Below are 16,090 nucleotides of genomic sequence, written 5' to 3' on the forward strand. Positions count from 1 at the left end.
GCTATCCGCGGCGGGTAAGAATCCGGCGCACCAGGCGTAGCTGTTTTCCATCCCGTCCGGGAGCCCACAGCGCGATCAAGATGGAAATCACGGCGACGATCACGGCCATCACGATCGTGGACGCGTGCATGGCCGTGAGGAATGCGGTCTTGCTGAGCTCGGCGAGCTTGGCCCCTTGCGGCCCGAGTTGGCCGGCCATCTCCACGGCCTTGGCCAGTGAGTCGGTAGCCGGGCCGCGCACCGGCGGCGGGAAGGTCACCAATTGTGGCGCCAGCTCATGGGAATAGCGTCCGGCCAGGATCGAACCGGCCACGGCGATTCCCAACGCGCCGCCCATCTCCCGCGAGGTGTCGTTCACCGCGGAGGCGACTCCCTGTTTTTCGTCGGGGACCGCGCCCATGATCGCTGAAGTCGTCGGTGCCGTGCAGATTCCGATTCCGGTAGCCAGAACCAATGTCGGCCAGGCGAATTGAGAGTAGCTCGAGTGCAGGTCCAGTCCGTACATGCACGCGAAACCAACCGCCATCAGCAGGGTGCCGATGAACAACACAAGGCGTAGCCCGAGTTTCGGCACATACCAGAACGACAGCGCCGAGAAGATGCCCAACGGCACCATGAAGGGGCCGAACGCAATTGCCGTCGTCAGCGGTGAATAGCCCATGATCTGCTGGACATACTGCATGCCTATATAGAAGAACCCGAACGTTGCGCCGAACAGAACGACGATCGCTGCCACGCCGGTGGCGAAATTGGGATCGGCGAACAGCCGCACATCGAGAAGTGGCTGCTGCCGCCGGAATTCGACGACACCGAACAGCGCGGCGATGATCACCCCCGCGGCGATGCCGCCCCAGACCAGCGGATCGTCCCAGCCGCGGTTGGGTGCTTCCAGGATGGCGGCCACCGCAATCGCGACGGCGGCTCCGATCAGGACTGCGCCCAGCGCATCGATGCGGGGAGCGGTGTGGTCGCGAGACGGTGAGACGGTACATGCCAGGGCGAAGATCACCAGGCCGGCGATGCCCAGCGACCAGAAGATCGCGTGCCAATCCCAAAAGCGGAGCAGCAGGCCGGAACCGATCAAGCCGAGGACCCCGCCGGATCCGGCGGTACCGGCCCAGATGCCGACGGCCTTCATGCGGTCGTCTTTCGGGTAGGCCACGGTCAGCAGTGACAGCGTCGCGGGCATGACGAAGGCCGCGCCGACGCCGGCCACCGCGCGTCCCGCGATGATCTGCAGGGGACTGTGCAATATCGCGGGTGTCACCGAGCCGAGCGCGAACACCAACAGACCGGTCAGCAGCGCGCCGCGCCTGCCGTAGCGATCACCGATGGCGCCGGCGGGCAGCAGCAGGCAGGCCAGCGCAACGGTGTAGCCGTCAACGATCCAGTTCAGCTGCGACTGCGTCGCCGAGGTCGCCACCGCGAGATCACCCAGCGCGGTGTTCAGCGCCGTCATCGACGCGACGACCAGTGCGACACCCATGCAGGCGACCGCCAGGGTCCAGGCTCGCGCGCGAGGGCTACCGCCGATGCTGATCGCATCAGTACGCTGGTCAGGCCGGACAAGGACATCGACCATGAGACGCGCCTCCCTTCGGGGGCCGTACGAAGTTTTAAGACCAATAGTCTCGTAGATAGACCGATAGTCTTGTTGCTAAACAGGGAGGTGAGTCACAATCACCGAGGGAAGTACGGATCCCCGGCCAGCGCGGTCGCGGGCTCGTTTGCTGGACGCCGCCGCGGCGCTGCTGCGGTCCGGGGGTCCCAGTGCGGTGACCGTGGAAGCCGTCACCCGTACCGCCAACGTAGCGAGAGCCACCCTGTATCGCCACTTCCCGAGTGGCAATGATTTGCTGGCCGCGGCATTCAACAGCCTCATCCCGCCGTCCCCGACGCCGCCCGACGAGGGCTCGCTGCGGGATCGCCTTCTCGCCCTTGTGCTTGCCCAAGCCGAATCGGTGGCCCAGGCACCGGCCGTCATGACCGCCATGTCCTGGCTGGCCCTGGGCCGCGACCTCGAAGGTTTGCCAGAACCCCACAACAACTCCACCGACAGCCCGGCCATCACCACGCTTCGCGAGCGGATCGCCCAGCAGTATGCGGCGCCGTTCGATGCCTTATTCGATAGCCCGGAGGCGGCCGAACTGGGTGAGGTGGACCGATCCCGCGCCATTGCCATGCTGATCGGCCCGCTGGTGCTGGGGCGTCTGTCGACGCTGCCGGATTTCGACTATCGGGAATGCGCGCTCGCGGCCGTCGACGGTTTCCTGCACGTTCAGCGTGCGCAGGGCAGGGCTAGCGCAGCGAGTATCGAATCGGCAGGTGCTTGAGTCCGCCGACGAACGTCGTGGCGATGGGGTCGTTGCGGGTGCGCCTACGGTTTTAGGTGTGCTTTGGCGGCGGTGTATCCCGGCGATTCCTCACCGTGGGCGCACGGTGAAAACCCGGGGCGCACAGCTAAAGCCCGGACCGCACAAGCGGCCCGCTGACCAGGGGATAAGCGAACCGGCGTAGGCGTGCGGCCGACGACCGACCGAGATTTGGCCGAAGCGATGATCTGAGGCATACTGTTCGGGTTGCCTTGCGCCGGGTTCGCGCCTGGACGGGCATACGACCAGCGCCCAAACGGGCGCGTCCGGTCCCATCCTTATCGGCGACGAATTTTGGCCGCGGATGAGGCTGCGTGCGGGTGACACACCCGACCGCGGGGGCCGGTGGACCACGACAGGTAAACAGCGGCGCATTAACCGGCGCGACGCTCGATCGGCCTCAGACGGCCGAGTCGAAGCGCGCCGGGGGCACCAGGCCCGAATACGGGTCTCAAGAGGAGTGAGGGTAGGAGAAGCGTGGCGGGACAGAAGATCCGCATCAGGCTTAAGGCCTACGACCATGAGGCCATCGACGCCTCGGCGCGCAAGATCGTCGAGACCGTCGTCCGTACGGGTGCCAGCGTCGTAGGGCCGGTGCCGCTGCCGACCGAGAAGAACGTGTATTGCGTCATCCGCTCCCCGCATAAGTACAAGGACTCGCGGGAGCACTTCGAGATGCGTACGCACAAGCGGTTGATCGACATTCTTGATCCGACGCCGAAGACCGTTGACGCGCTGATGCGCATCGATCTTCCGGCCAGTGTCGACGTCAACATCCAGTAGGAGATCCAGAACTCATGGCAAGAAAAGGCATTCTGGGTACCAAGCTGGGCATGACGCAGGTGTTCGACGAGAACAACCGGGTCGTGCCGGTGACTGTGGTCAAGGCGGGGCCCAACGTGGTGACGCGCATCCGCACCCCGGAGCTCGACGGCTACAGCGCCGTGCAGTTGGCCTACGGCGAAATCAGCCCACGGAAAGTCAACAAGCCCGTCACGGGCCAGTACGCCGCCGCGGGTGTGAACCCGCGCCGTCACTTGGCTGAGCTGCGTTTGGACAACCCCGACGCGGCAGCCGAATACGAGGTCGGCCAGGAGCTGACGGCCGAGATCTTCGCCGACGGCGCCTATGTCGACGTGACCGGTACCTCCAAGGGCAAGGGCTTCGCCGGCACGATGAAGCGCCACGGCTTCCGCGGCCAGGGCGCCAGCCACGGTGCTCAGGCGGTGCACCGCCGTCCGGGTTCGATCGGTGGCTGTGCCACTCCCGCGCGCGTCTTCAAGGGCACGCGGATGGCGGGCCGGATGGGTAGCGACCGGGTGACCGTCCAGAACCTGGTGGTGCACAAGGTCGATGCCGAGAACGGCGTGCTGTTGATCAAGGGTGCGGTCCCCGGCCGCACCGGCGGACTCGTCGTGGTCCGCAGCGCGGTCAAACGAGGTGAAAAGTAATGGCAGCGGTAAAGATTGACGTAAAGACGCCGGACGGCAAGGTCGACGGCTCCATCGAGCTGCCCGCCGAATTGTTCGACGCCCCGGCCAATATCGCGTTGATGCACCAGGTGGTCACCGCGCAACGGGCCGCGGCCCGCCAGGGCACGCACTCGACCAAGACACGCGGCGAGGTCAGCGGTGGTGGCCGTAAGCCCTACCGGCAGAAGGGCACCGGACGCGCGCGGCAGGGTTCGACCCGCGCCCCGCAGTTCGCCGGTGGTGGTGTCGTGCACGGTCCCAAGCCGCGCGACTACAGCCAGCGCACGCCCAAGAAGATGATCGCGGCCGCATTGCGCGGTGCGCTGTCCGACCGGGCCCGCAACGGCCGCATCCACGCGGTCACCGAGCTGGTGTCGGGTCAGACTCCGTCTACCAAGAACGCCAAGGCATTTCTGAGCACGCTGACCGATCGCAAGCGGGTGCTGGTCGTCGTCGGCCGCACCGACGAGGCCGGTAGCAAGAGCGTGCGCAACCTGCCCGGTGTGCACATCCTGGCGCCCGACCAGCTCAACACCTACGACGTGCTGCTCTCCGACGACGTGGTGTTCAGCGTCGAGGCGCTCAACGCCTACATCTCCGCAGCAAGGGGAACGGCTGACAACAATGATGTGGAGGTTTCGGCCTGATGGCGACCGTCACTGACCCACGCGACATCATCCTGGCTCCGGTCATCTCCGAGAAGTCCTACGCACTGCTCGACGACAACGTGTACACCTTCGTGGTGCGCCCCGATTCGAACAAGACGCAGATCAAGATCGCTATCGAGAAGATCTTCTCCGTCAAGGTCGCATCGGTGAACACCGCGAACCGGCAGGGCAAGCGGAAGCGCGCCCGGACCGGGTTCGGCAAGCGCAAGGGCACCAAGCGCGCGATTGTCACCCTGGCCCCGGGCAGCAAGCCGATTGACCTTTTCGGAGCACCGGCCTAGCCGCGCGCGAGAAAGAGACCTGATAAGACATGGCAATTCGCAAATACAAGCCGACGACCCCCGGTCGTCGCGGCGCGAGCGTGTCCGACTTCGCCGAGATCACTCGTACGGAGCCGGAGAAGTCGTTGGTGCGCCCGCTGCACGGTCATGGCGGACGCAATGCCCACGGCCGCATCACCACTCGTCATAAGGGTGGTGGTCACAAGCGTGCCTACCGGGTGATCGACTTCCGGCGCAACGACAAAGACGGCGTCAACGCGAAGGTCGCGCACATCGAGTACGACCCCAACCGCACCGCCAACATCGCGCTGCTGCACTTCCTGGATGGCGAGAAGCGCTACATCATTGCCCCGCAGGGACTCTCGCAGGGCGATGTGGTGGAATCCGGCGCCAACGCCGACATCAAGCCCGGCAACAACCTGCCGTTGCGCAACATCCCGGCCGGTACGTTGGTCCACGCCGTGGAGCTGCGTCCGGGCGGTGGCGCCAAGCTGGCGCGGTCGGCCGGGTCCAGCATCCAGTTGCTCGGTAAAGAGGGCGCCTACGCGTCGCTGCGTATGCCCAGCGGTGAGATCCGCCGTGTCGACGTGCGCTGCCGCGCCACCGTCGGCGAGGTGGGCAACGCCGAGCAGGCAAACATCAACTGGGGCAAGGCCGGTCGTATGCGCTGGAAGGGCAAGCGTCCGACGGTCCGTGGTGTCGTGATGAACCCGGTGGACCACCCGCACGGTGGTGGTGAGGGCAAGACCTCCGGTGGTCGCCACCCAGTCAGCCCGTGGGGTAAGCCCGAGGGCCGTACCCGCCAGCCGAACAAGCCCAGTAACAAGCTCATCGTCCGACGTCGGCGTACCGGCAAGAAGCACGGGCGCTAGGAAGTCGAGGAACAAGCCATGCCACGCAGCCTGAAGAAGGGTCCGTTCGTAGACGACCACCTGCTCAAAAAGGTGGACGTGCAGAACGAGAAGAACAGCAAGCAGGTCATCAAGACCTGGTCGCGTCGTTCGACGATCATTCCGGATTTCATTGGCCACACCTTCGCCGTGCACGACGGCCGCAAGCACGTCCCGGTGTTCGTCACCGAGTCGATGGTCGGCCACAAGCTCGGTGAGTTCGCGCCGACGCGCACCTTCAAGGGCCACATCAAGGACGACCGAAAGGCCAAGCGCCGATGAGCACCACGACGACTGAATATCCGTCGGCCGTCGCCAAAGCACGGTTCGTGCGGGTATCGCCGACCAAAGCGCGCCGGGTGATCGACCTGGTGCGCGGCAAATCCGTGGCCGACGCGCTCGACATCTTGCGCTGGGCGCCGCAGGCCGCCAGTGAGCCGGTCGCCAAGGTGATCGCCAGTGCCGCGGCCAACGCGCAGAACAACAACGGCCTGGACCCGACCACCCTGGTGGTCGCCACGGTCTACGCCGACGATGGCCCGACCGCCAAGCGCATCCGGCCGCGCGCCCAGGGCCGTGCGTTCCGGATCCGCCGGCGCACCAGCCACATCACCGTCGTGCTGGAAAGCCGCCCGGGCAAGGACCAGCAGTCCTCGAAGTCGTCGCGGGCTCGTCGCGCCGAGGGCAGCAAGGCCGCCGCGAAGGCACCGGCCAAGAAGGCTGGTTCTGGTCCAAAGGCCAACGCGCCCGCCAAGAAGGCGCCCGCGGCCAAGAAGGCGCCCGCGAAAAAGGCAGCGCCTAAATCTGAAGCCAAGACGTCTGAGACTTCTGACGCGAAGGGAGGCTCAGACTAGTGGGCCAGAAGATCAATCCGCACGGCTTCCGGTTGGGGATTACCACCGACTGGAAGTCCCGCTGGTACGCCGACAAGCAGTACGCCGACTACGTCAAGGAAGACGTAGCGATCCGTCGGCTGCTGTCCACCGGTCTGGAGCGCGCCGGCATCGCCGACGTGGAGATCGAGCGCACCCGCGACCGCGTCCGGGTCGACATCCACACCGCGCGTCCCGGCATCGTCATCGGCCGCCGCGGCACCGAGGCTGACCGAATCCGTGCGGATCTGGAGAAGCTGACCGGCAAGCAGGTCCAGCTGAACATCCTCGAGGTCAAAAACCCGGAGTCGCAAGCACAATTGGTGGCCCAAGGTGTGGCCGAGCAGCTGAGCAACCGCGTGGCGTTCCGTCGTGCGATGCGTAAGGCCATCCAGTCGGCGATGCGTCAGCCCAACGTCAAGGGCATCCGGGTGCAGTGCTCGGGCCGCCTCGGTGGCGCCGAGATGAGCCGCTCCGAGTTCTATCGCGAGGGGCGCGTGCCACTGCACACCCTGCGCGCCGACATCGACTACGGCCTGTACGAGGCCAAGACCACCTTCGGCCGGATCGGTGTGAAGGTGTGGATCTACAAGGGCGACATCGTCGGTGGCAAGCGCGAATTGGCCGCTGCCGCACCGGCAGGTGCCGACCGTCCGCGTCGCGAACGGCCGTCGGGCACCCGCCCGCGCCGCAGCGGCGCATCGGGTACCACGGCCACCAGCACTGAGGCTGGACGGGCCGCCGGCGCCGAGGAAAGCACGGCGTCCGCCGCGGCCGAAAGTGCGCCTGCCCCTGAACCGCAGAGCACGGAGAGCTGAACATGTTGATTCCCCGCAGAGTCAAGCACCGCAAGCAGCACCATCCCCGCCAGCGCGGCATCGCCAGCGGTGGCACGGAGGTGAACTTCGGCGACTTCGGCATCCAGGCCCTCGAGCACGCCTACGTCACCAACCGGCAGATCGAGTCCGCGCGTATCGCGATCAACCGCCACATCAAGCGTGGCGGCAAGGTGTGGATCAACGTCTTCCCGGACCGGCCGCTGACCAAGAAGCCCGCGGAAACCCGGATGGGTTCCGGTAAAGGCTCCCCGGAGTGGTGGGTCGTCAACGTCAAGCCGGGCCGGGTGCTGTTCGAGCTCAGCTACCCCAACGAGCAGACCGCCCGGGAAGCGCTGACCCGGGCAATCCACAAGTTGCCGATCAAGGCACGCATCATCACCCGAGAGGATCAGTTCTGATGGCAGTGGGCATTTCGCCTGGCGAACTGCGTGAGCTCACCGACGAGGAGCTGACCGATCGCCTGCGCGAATCCAAGGAGGAGCTGTTCAACCTCCGCTTCCAAATGGCGACGGGACAGCTCAGCAACAACCGCCGACTGCGCACGGTGCGTTCGGAAATCGCCCGTGTGTACACGGTGCTGCGTGAACGAGAGCTGGGCCTGGCGTCCGGACCCGACGGTAAGGAATCGTGATGGCAGAAGCTAAGGCCGCCCCCAAGAAGGCCGCCGCGAAGGATGGCGCTTCGAAAGAGAAGGGCCCCCAGCGCACTCCGGCCAACCCGAAGACACGTGGCCGGCGCAAGACGCGCATCGGCTACGTGGTGAGCGACAAGATGCAGAAGACCATCGTGGTCGAGCTGGAAGACCGGATGCGTCACGCGCTGTACGGCAAGATCATCCGGACGACCAAGAAGGTCAAGGCGCACGACGAGGACAGCGTCGCCGGCGTCGGCGACCGCGTCTCGCTGATGGAGACGCGCCCGACGTCGGCCACCAAGCGGTGGCGTCTCGTCGAGGTGCTGGAAAAGGCCAAGTAACTCCAAGCAAACACGGAACGCCCGGGACCTCACGGTCTCGGGCGTTTCGCTTTGAGGCGTAACGCCACTGCGAAAAAAGATCGGAATTCTCGCAGCGGCGTTACGCTCGGCGCATGTCCCCTGAATTCAACGGCAAGGTCGAGCTGGACATTCGCGATTCGGAGCCGGACTGGGGTCCGTACGCGGCGCCGACCGCGCCGGAGAACTCGCCGAACATCCTCTATCTGGTGTGGGATGACACCGGCATCGCGACCTGGGACTGCTTCGGCGGCCTGGTCGAGATGCCCGCCATGACGCGGATTGCCGAGCGCGGCATCCGGCTATCGCAGTTCCACACCACCGCGCTGTGCTCACCGACCCGGGCGTCGCTGCTGACCGGCCGCAACGCCACCACGGTGGGGATGGCCACCATCGAGGAATTCACCGATGGCTTCCCGAACTGCAACGGCCGGATCCCGACCGACACCGCGCTGGTCTCCGAGGTTCTCGCCGAACGTGGTTACAACACTTACTGTGTCGGCAAGTGGCACCTCACCCCGCTCGAAGAGTGCAGCATGGCCTCGACGAAACGGCACTGGCCCACCTCGCGCGGTTTCGAGCGGTTCTACGGATTCATGGGCGGTGAGACCGACCAGTGGTACCCCGACCTGGTCTACGACAACCACCCGGTGAACCCGCCCGGCACACCCGACGACGGCTACCACCTGTCCAAGGACATCGCCGACAAGACCATCGAATTCATCCGCGACGCCAAGGTGATCGCGCCCGAAAAGCCCTGGTTCAGCTACGTGTGCCCCGGCGCGGGACACGCCCCGCATCACGTCTTCTCCGAGTGGGCCGACAAGTACGCCGGCCGGTTCGACATGGGCTACGAACGCTACCGCGAGATCGCGCTGGAGAAGCAGAAGTCGATGGGAATCGTGCCGCCGGACACCGAGCTGTCCCCGGTCAATCCGTACCTGGACGTCAAGGGACCCAACGGTGAGGCGTGGCCGGTGCAGGACACGGTGCGACCGTGGGATTCGCTCAACGACGAAGAGAAGAAGCTGTTTTCCCGGATGGGCGAGGTGTTCGCCGGCTTCCTGAGCTACACCGACGCCCAGATCGGCCGCATCCTGGACTATCTCGAGGAGTCCGGCCAGCTGGACAACACCATCATCGTGGTGATCTCCGACAACGGTGCCAGCGGCGAGGGCGGTCCGAACGGATCGGTGAACGAGGGCAAGTTCTTCAACGGCTACATCGACACCGTCGAGGAGAGCATGAAGCTCTTCGATCACCTCGGCGGACCGGAGACCTACAACCACTACCCGATCGGGTGGGCGATGGCCTTCAACACGCCCTACAAGCTCTACAAGCGCTACGCCTCGCATGAGGGCGGTATCGCCGATTCGGCAATCATCTCGTGGCCCAACGGAATTGCGGCACACGGAGAGGTTCGCGACACCTATGTCAATGTTTCCGACATCACTCCGACCGTCTACGACCTGCTGAACATGACAGCGCCGGAGACCGTCAAGGGCATCACGCAGAAGCCGCTGGACGGCGTGAGCTTCAAAGCCGCCCTTGCGGATCCGACCGCGAACACCGGAAAGCAGACGCAGTTCTACACGATGCTGGGCACCCGCGGGATCTGGCACAACGGCTGGTTCGCCAACACCGTGCACGCCGCCACCCCGGCGGGCTGGTCGCACTTCGATGCCGACAGGTGGGAGTTGTTCCACATCGAGGCCGACCGCAGCCAGTGTCACGACCTGGCCGCCGAGCAACCCGAGAAGCTGGAAGAGCTTAAGGCGCTGTGGTTTTCCGAGGCCGCAAAGTACAACGGTCTGCCGTTGTCGGACCTGAACCTGATGGAGACCATGACCCGCTTCCGGCCGTATCTGGTGGGGGAGCGGACCGGCTACGTCTACTACCCGGATTGCGCGGACGTCGGAATCGGCGCCGCCGCCGAAATCCGCGGCCGCTCGTTCGGCGTGCTGGCCGACGTGCACGTGGATACCGCCGGCGCCGAAGGGGTGCTGTTCAAGCAGGGCGGCGCGCACGGCGGACACGTGCTCTTCATCCAGGACGGCCGCCTGCACTACGTCTACAACTTTCTGGGCGAGCGCCAGCAGCTGGTTTCCTCCTCGGGCGCGGTGCCGTTGGGCAGACGCCTGCTCGGCGTCAGCTACGTACGGACCGGAACCGTGGAGAACAGCCACACACCGCTGGGTGACGTCACCATGTTCATCGGCGACGAGGTGGTCGGGACTCTCGCGGGGGTGGTCACGCACCCGGGAACGTTCGGGTTGGCGGGTGCCGGTATCACCGTCGGCCGAAACGGCGGTTCCGGAGTTTCCAGCCGTTACAAGGCGCCGTTCACCTTCACCGGAGGCACCATCGCAGCGGTCACCGTCGACCTGTCCGGGCGGCCCTACCAGGACGTGGAAATCGAACTTGCGCTTGCATTTTCGCGCGACTGAGCACAGAAGGCGAGCTAAGCCTGTCGCGCTTGCCGCGGCGGGCGTGATGTGTGTGCTGGCATGCGCGGTCGCGGGGTGCGGAAAAACCACCGGCGGCAACGCCGTTCGGTCGGCCACCACGGCGTCGTCAACGACGACGCCTAGCGCAACGCGCCGGTCCGACCCTGCCGAGCCGGTGCCCGGCGTGGAGGCCACAGTGCCCGATCACATTCCGCCCAACGCCCTGGCGTGCTTGCCGTCGGCCACCGGCAAGGGCCTGATGACCACGGCTTCGATTTCGGATCCGGTGGCGCCCAAACTCACGGTGCCGCTGCCCGCGGGCTGGAACTCGGCCCCCGGCACCGGAAATGTGGCACTGACCGCGACCGGGCCGGGCGGGTTGTCGTCCACGGTGACCATCACCCCGACCGACCTCACTCCCGGCGGGGCGTTCTTGCGCTACGGCGCCGACCTGCGCACCGCCAAGCCGGGCGTGCAGGTCAGCGTTGACGCGGCTCAATTCTGCGGCTACAGCAGCCAGTTGCTCAGCGGCAGCCTCGGCGGAGCCGGTGGCGTCGCCTTCGCCGATCGCATCACCCACATCTGGACGAACACCAAGGCATTTCTGGTGGCCGTCCATCTGGAGGGGCCCGCGAGTGCGCCCGGGTTCAGCGCGGCGAAATCCACGGTGATGCAGCAATTTGCGGTCGTTATCCCCTGAAACAGGGTGCCCGACTGCTAGCATCTGACCCCGTGCCTGCCGGGAAAGGCGTCAAACTATCCGTTCTACTCGTGGTGGTGATGTCCGATGACTGCTGAAGCTCCGCCGCAGCCGCCCAAACCCGACTCGCGCGGTCGGCAAATCGCGATCGCCTTCGGGATTCTGGTAGCCCTCATCAGCGTCTACGTCCTATCCCTGATCGCGGTGCATCTGTTGGCCAAATCGGCACCGCCGCTTCCTGCCGTGGATTTCAGCAAGGTCGAGGCCGAGGACAGCGTCGTGCAGGTGAACCTGAGCGAGCTGAAAACCGTGGCGAATCGCCTGACGGTGAATGTGCTTGTCTACCCGAAAGATTCGCTTTACGACAAGAACTTCGGGGTGTTGACCACCGACGCGGCCGTGCGACTGTATCCCGATAACGACCTGGGCGACCTGCAGTACCCGGTAGGAAAAGCGCCGGCTCAACTCACCACCACGATTGAGGCGCGCGGTGATCCCGGTAACTGGCCATTCGACTCATACACGACGCAAGTCATCGCGGCAGACGTGTTCACCGGAACGGGCCAGAACCGCGAAAAGGCGCCAGCCCGTGTGGAAGTGACCGGAAGGCTGGACGGTTGGGACGCTAGTGTCACCCGCGTTCACGACCCTGACGATGCCGACCCCAATGTCTTGGACAATGTGGTCATCACGCTGCACCGGGCCAAGGGCCCGCTGATCTTCGACGTTGGTGTGTGCCTGGTGCTCATCGCCCTGCCGATCTTGGCGTTGTGGGTGGCCATTCCGATGGCTTTGGGCAGGACCTCGTTCATTGCGCCGTTCATCACCTGGTACGGCGCGATGCTGTTCGCTATCGTCCCGCTGCGCAACATCCTGCCCGGCAATCCTCCGTATGGATCCTGGATCGACCAAGCGATCGTGCTATGGGTATTGATAGGCCTCGTCGCCGCCATGACGATCTTCGTCTCCGCCTGGTGGCGGCATCGAGATCGAAAGTCGCCGACGAAGACCTAGAGCCCGAAAAGCCTTAGCCCGCATTCGCTATCGGCGCAGAGGTGATGGCGTCGATGGCCGTGAAGACTCGCGACTGGAAATCGGGCGGCAACGGGATGTAGCCGTTCTTGTCCAGGTCGGCCTGGCCCGGGCCGACGGCCGCCTGCAGGAAGGCCTTGACCGCCTGGCCGACGTTGGCGTCGGGATATTTCGAGCAGACGATCTCGTAGGTGACCATCACGATCGGGTACACGTCCGGCTGGGTGGGGTTGTAGAAGGATGTGGTATCCAGCACGAGGTCGTTACCCTTGCCGATGATCTTGGCGTTGGTGATGGTCTTGCCGACGGTGTCGGCGCCGATGCGCACCGGGCGCAAGGATTTCCGGCTCGCCGGGGTCTTGATCTGGGCGGCGAACAGTCCCTCCGCCATGGCGAACGACAACTCGTTGTAGGAGATCGCGCCCTCGGTGTTCTTCACCTCCGCCGAAGTGCCGATGTTGCCGTGGGCGCTGCTGCCGACGCCACCGTTGAAGATCTTGCCGGTGCCCTTATCCCAGGCCCCGCCGGCCGCGGCCTGCAAGTAAGCCTGGAAGTGGGCGGTGGTGCCGGATGGGTCGGCGCGGTAGACGACGTGGATGTTCTCCGGCGGCATCGAGGCGTTCATCGCGGTGATGGCCGGATCATCCCAGCGCGTGATGCTGCCGTTGAAAATCCGGGCGAGCGTGGGCGCGTCGAGTACCAGCGAGTCAATGGCGTTGAGGTTGTATGTGATAGCGATCGGGCCGAACACCACGGGCAGGTTCCAGGCATCGGCGCCGCCGCAGCGCTGCTTGGCAGCCGCGTATTGGTCACCGGACAGGGGTAAGTCGGACCCGGCGAAATCGGTCTTGCCCGCGAGGAAGTCGGCGACGCCGGCGCCCGAAGCGTTTGCGGTGTAGCTGAGATTTTGTCCCTTGCAGGCCTTCGCGTACGCATCGACGAATCGCTTCATCGCATTTGCCTGCGCGGTCGAACCGCTCGCGGTGAGGTCCTGTTTACCGCCGCAATCCACCCGCGATCCGTTGGCATAAGACAGAGAGGTGTGGGGTTTGCCGCATCCGGAGAGCACCAGTGCGGCCGCGGTCAGCACGCTTATGGCGACAGCCGGTCTGTTGTGCTTCACGTTGATTGCCTCCTCAGGAACGGCAGTGGTGAGACCCGCCTTGGGCTGTGGCCGAGGTCTAGCGATGCGACGTTTTTCGTGGCAGCCGTGACCTGGGGTGACCGCATAAACCGGATCAGGGCCTGGCAGTTGTGCACTCAGTCTCCGGCGGCATAGATGTCGGGCAGGTTTGTGCGCATAGCCGAGACGACCACGACGGCGCCCGGCATCGGCGGCGAGCCCGGTTTCGGGGTGCATGTCCACCCCGCTTTCGACACACCTCGACATTTACAGCTATCGAAGCGACGCGCAAACAAACACCAGATGAAATGAAGATTGCACGGCCTATCGCGGTGACGGGAACCTCAAGCCAATTTGCGAAAAATCGCATTTCGCACGCGATCGGCATGGGGTGACTACCATCTGAGTTTGTGTCGTCTTCGGTTAGCTGGAATCGCCCAGCGAATGTGAGTACGTTGCGAATCGTCCGCCGCGGTGGTGCGCAATGACCACCCAGACCCCGCCAACGCACGCCGCCCCGCCGCCGCCCAAACCTAAAGGCCGCTTGCTCCTCGGTCTGGGAGTTCTCGTTGCTCTCATTGTGGTCTACGGCTTGTCGTTGTTCGGCTTTCATCTCCTGGGAGAGTCGGCGGCGCCCCTGAAGGCCCCGGATCTCAACGCGGCCGACGACACCGTCGTTCTGATACGCCTCGACGAACTCAAGACCGTCGCCAATCGCCTCGGGGTGAAGGTGCTCGTGTACCCGCAGGAGGCCATGTGGGACTCGCGCCTGGACGTCTTGAAACAGGACACGGCGGTGCGGATGGATCCGCCGAACGACCTGGGGGACCTGGCCTATCCGGCGGGGAAGTCGCCCGCACAGGTGGCCACCACGGTCGAGGCCCACGGTGACCCCGAGATCTGGCCCTTCGACTCCTACCAGACCGACACCCTCTCGGCCGACGTACTCGTCGGGTCTGGTGACGACCGCAAATACAAACCCGCCCGTATCGAGGTGGCCGGAAAATTGGAAGGCTGGGACGTCAGCGTTCAACGGGTCGGCGAAGGTGGCGACAGCGTGATCATCACCCTGCAAAGGTCCAAGGCCCCGCTGATCTTCGATCTGGGAATTTGCCTGGTCCTCTTCGCACTGGCCGCCATGGCGCTGGCGGTCGTCGTTCCAATGGCGCTCGGTAAGCGGAAGTTGGTGCCCCCGTTCGGCGGGTGGTTCGCCGCGCTGCTGTTCGCGGTCATCCCGATTCGCAATTTCCTGCCGGGGGCCCCACCGCCGGGTGCCTGGATCGACCAAGCGCTGGTGATCTGGGTGCTGATCGCACTCGTCGCGGCGATGATGACCTACATGTTCACGTGGTACAAGAAGTCGGACTAGTGCGCGGGGTTTGACAGGTTCGGTGCGCCCTACGCTGAAGTGGTGCTCACCGAGTTGGTCGATCTCCCCGGCGGTACCTTCCGCATGGGCTCGACGAGCTTCTATCCGGAAGAGGCTCCGATCCACACGGTGACCGTGAGCGCGTTTGCGGTGGAGCGACACCCGGTGACCAATGCGCAATTTGCCGAATTCGTCGACGCCACAGGCTATGTCACAGTCGCTGAGCAGCCGATCGATCCGGCGCTATACCCCGGGGTGGGCCCCAGCGAGCTGCGCGCGGGCGCGATGGTTTTCCGTCCCACGCCGGGCCCCGTCGACCTGCGGGACTGGCGGCAATGGTGGGACTGGATGCCGGGCGCGTATTGGCGTCATCCCTTCGGACCGGACAGCGATGCCGCGGACCGGGCCGATCACCCGGTCGTACAGGTCGCGTATCCGGACGCCGCCGCCTACGCGCGATGGGCCGGGCGCCGGCTGCCGACCGAAGCCGAGTGGGAGTATGCGGCCCGCGGCGGGAGCGTGACCACCTATGCCTGGGGCGACGAGCCCCATCCCGACGGGCAGCTGATGGCCAACACCTGGCAGGGCAGCTTCCCGTACCGCAACGACGGTGCGCTCGGTTGGGTGGGAACGTCGCCGGTGGAGATGTTCCCGCCCAACGGGTTTGGGCTGCACGACATGATCGGCAACGTCTGGGAGTGGACCACCACCCAGTTTTCCGCGCACCATCGCCTCGATCAGCCGCCGAAGGCCTGTTGTGCGCCATCGGGACCCGCGGACCCGGCCGTCAGCCAGACATTGAAGGGCGGTTCGCACCTGTGTGCGCCGGAATACTGCCACCGCTACCGTCCGGCGGCCCGGTCGCCGCAATCGCAGGACACCGCCACCACCCATATCGGGTTTCGCTGCGTGGCCGATCGCGAAACTGCCGCCTTGCGTTAACGCCGCCTTTCGCGCAGGTGACAAAAGCCCCTCTGGCAAGGGATTTCGCTGCGCGGGCGACATCGATATTCGCTACCATTCGCCCGTGTC

The 16,090-nt window shown here is 65.2% G+C and carries 19 protein-coding genes; 17 read left to right on the forward strand and 2 right to left on the reverse strand.

Annotated elements, in window-relative coordinates:
* Position 1: 1 nt before the first annotated feature.
* Complete coding sequence (locus tag ACZY0B_RS14455; protein WP_463764809.1) at positions 2-1,486, reverse strand: MFS transporter; 1,485 nt, start codon at positions 1,484-1,486, stop codon at positions 2-4.
* A gap of 244 nt (positions 1,487-1,730) precedes the next feature.
* Between ACZY0B_RS14455 and ACZY0B_RS14460 the strand changes: the two genes are divergently transcribed.
* From ACZY0B_RS14460 to ACZY0B_RS14530, 15 genes are all read left to right on the forward strand, one after another.
* Positions 1,731-2,333: a TetR/AcrR family transcriptional regulator gene (locus tag ACZY0B_RS14460; RefSeq protein ID WP_463764852.1), complete on the forward strand. Its 603-nt coding sequence runs from the start codon at positions 1,731-1,733 to the stop codon at positions 2,331-2,333.
* Between the two features lie 516 nt (positions 2,334-2,849).
* A complete protein-coding gene (gene rpsJ, locus ACZY0B_RS14465) occupies positions 2,850-3,155 on the forward strand; it encodes a 30S ribosomal protein S10 (RefSeq protein ID WP_003873519.1) in 306 nt (101 codons plus the stop codon).
* Positions 3,156-3,169: 14 nt separating this feature from the next.
* A complete protein-coding gene (gene rplC, locus ACZY0B_RS14470) occupies positions 3,170-3,823 on the forward strand; it encodes a 50S ribosomal protein L3 (RefSeq protein WP_463764810.1) in 654 nt (217 codons plus the stop codon).
* On the forward strand, positions 3,823-4,491 hold the full coding sequence (gene rplD, locus ACZY0B_RS14475) for a 50S ribosomal protein L4 (protein ID WP_463764811.1): 669 nt from the start codon (positions 3,823-3,825) through the stop codon (positions 4,489-4,491). Before rplC ends, rplD begins: the two co-directional genes overlap by 1 nt.
* The gene (gene rplW / locus ACZY0B_RS14480) at positions 4,491-4,793 is read left to right on the forward strand and encodes a 50S ribosomal protein L23 (RefSeq protein WP_463764812.1); all 303 of its coding nucleotides are present in this window, start codon (positions 4,491-4,493) and stop codon (positions 4,791-4,793) included. The genes rplD and rplW overlap by 1 nt, the downstream gene beginning before the upstream one ends.
* Positions 4,794-4,822: 29 nt before the next feature.
* Positions 4,823-5,665 (forward strand): 50S ribosomal protein L2, encoded by an 843-nt coding sequence (rplB, locus tag ACZY0B_RS14485; protein ID WP_463764813.1) that lies wholly within the window; start codon positions 4,823-4,825, stop codon positions 5,663-5,665.
* 18 nt (positions 5,666-5,683) lie between these two features.
* Positions 5,684-5,965: a 30S ribosomal protein S19 gene (gene rpsS, locus ACZY0B_RS14490; RefSeq protein ID WP_019514048.1), complete on the forward strand. Its 282-nt coding sequence runs from the start codon at positions 5,684-5,686 to the stop codon at positions 5,963-5,965.
* Complete coding sequence (gene rplV, locus ACZY0B_RS14495; protein WP_463764814.1) at positions 5,962-6,537, forward strand: 50S ribosomal protein L22; 576 nt, start codon at positions 5,962-5,964, stop codon at positions 6,535-6,537. The genes rpsS and rplV overlap by 4 nt, the downstream gene beginning before the upstream one ends.
* Complete coding sequence (gene rpsC, locus ACZY0B_RS14500; protein ID WP_463764815.1) at positions 6,537-7,373, forward strand: 30S ribosomal protein S3; 837 nt, start codon at positions 6,537-6,539, stop codon at positions 7,371-7,373. The genes rplV and rpsC overlap by 1 nt, the downstream gene beginning before the upstream one ends.
* A gap of 2 nt (positions 7,374-7,375) precedes the next feature.
* Positions 7,376-7,792 (forward strand): 50S ribosomal protein L16, encoded by a 417-nt coding sequence (gene rplP / locus ACZY0B_RS14505; protein ID WP_096284779.1) that lies wholly within the window; start codon positions 7,376-7,378, stop codon positions 7,790-7,792.
* The gene (gene rpmC / locus ACZY0B_RS14510) at positions 7,792-8,025 is read left to right on the forward strand and encodes a 50S ribosomal protein L29 (protein ID WP_463764816.1); all 234 of its coding nucleotides are present in this window, start codon (positions 7,792-7,794) and stop codon (positions 8,023-8,025) included. The genes rplP and rpmC overlap by 1 nt, the downstream gene beginning before the upstream one ends.
* The gene (gene rpsQ, locus ACZY0B_RS14515; RefSeq protein WP_463764817.1) at positions 8,025-8,369 is read left to right on the forward strand and encodes a 30S ribosomal protein S17; all 345 of its coding nucleotides are present in this window, start codon (positions 8,025-8,027) and stop codon (positions 8,367-8,369) included. The genes rpmC and rpsQ overlap by 1 nt, the downstream gene beginning before the upstream one ends.
* 113 nt (positions 8,370-8,482) lie before the next feature.
* The gene (locus ACZY0B_RS14520; protein ID WP_463764818.1) at positions 8,483-10,834 is read left to right on the forward strand and encodes an arylsulfatase; all 2,352 of its coding nucleotides are present in this window, start codon (positions 8,483-8,485) and stop codon (positions 10,832-10,834) included.
* Positions 10,835-10,880: 46 nt separating this feature from the next.
* Entirely contained in the window at positions 10,881-11,534 is a 654-nt protein-coding gene (locus tag ACZY0B_RS14525) for a hypothetical protein (RefSeq protein WP_463764819.1), read from the forward strand.
* A gap of 87 nt (positions 11,535-11,621) precedes the next feature.
* A complete protein-coding gene (locus tag ACZY0B_RS14530) occupies positions 11,622-12,548 on the forward strand; it encodes a DUF4436 domain-containing protein (RefSeq protein WP_463764820.1) in 927 nt (308 codons plus the stop codon).
* 13 nt (positions 12,549-12,561) lie between these two features.
* On the opposite strand, the gene pstS is transcribed toward ACZY0B_RS14530, so the two are convergent.
* Complete coding sequence (gene pstS / locus ACZY0B_RS14535) at positions 12,562-13,689, reverse strand: phosphate ABC transporter substrate-binding protein PstS (protein WP_463764821.1); 1,128 nt, start codon at positions 13,687-13,689, stop codon at positions 12,562-12,564.
* A 484-nt stretch (positions 13,690-14,173) separates the two neighbouring features.
* Between pstS and ACZY0B_RS14540 the strand changes: the two genes are divergently transcribed.
* Together ACZY0B_RS14540 and ACZY0B_RS14545 are read left to right on the forward strand one after the other, a co-directional pair.
* Positions 14,174-15,058, forward strand: coding sequence for a DUF4436 domain-containing protein (locus ACZY0B_RS14540; RefSeq protein WP_463764822.1), 885 nt, complete (start codon positions 14,174-14,176; stop codon positions 15,056-15,058).
* A 42-nt stretch (positions 15,059-15,100) separates the two neighbouring features.
* Positions 15,101-16,000 carry a formylglycine-generating enzyme family protein gene (locus tag ACZY0B_RS14545; RefSeq protein ID WP_463764823.1) on the forward strand — a complete coding sequence of 300 codons (900 nt, stop codon included), beginning with the start codon at positions 15,101-15,103 and terminating at the stop codon, positions 15,998-16,000.
* The last annotated feature ends 90 nt before the right edge of the window (positions 16,001-16,090 follow it).

It is taken from the genome of Mycobacterium sp. IDUB_19, from assembly GCF_055419445.1.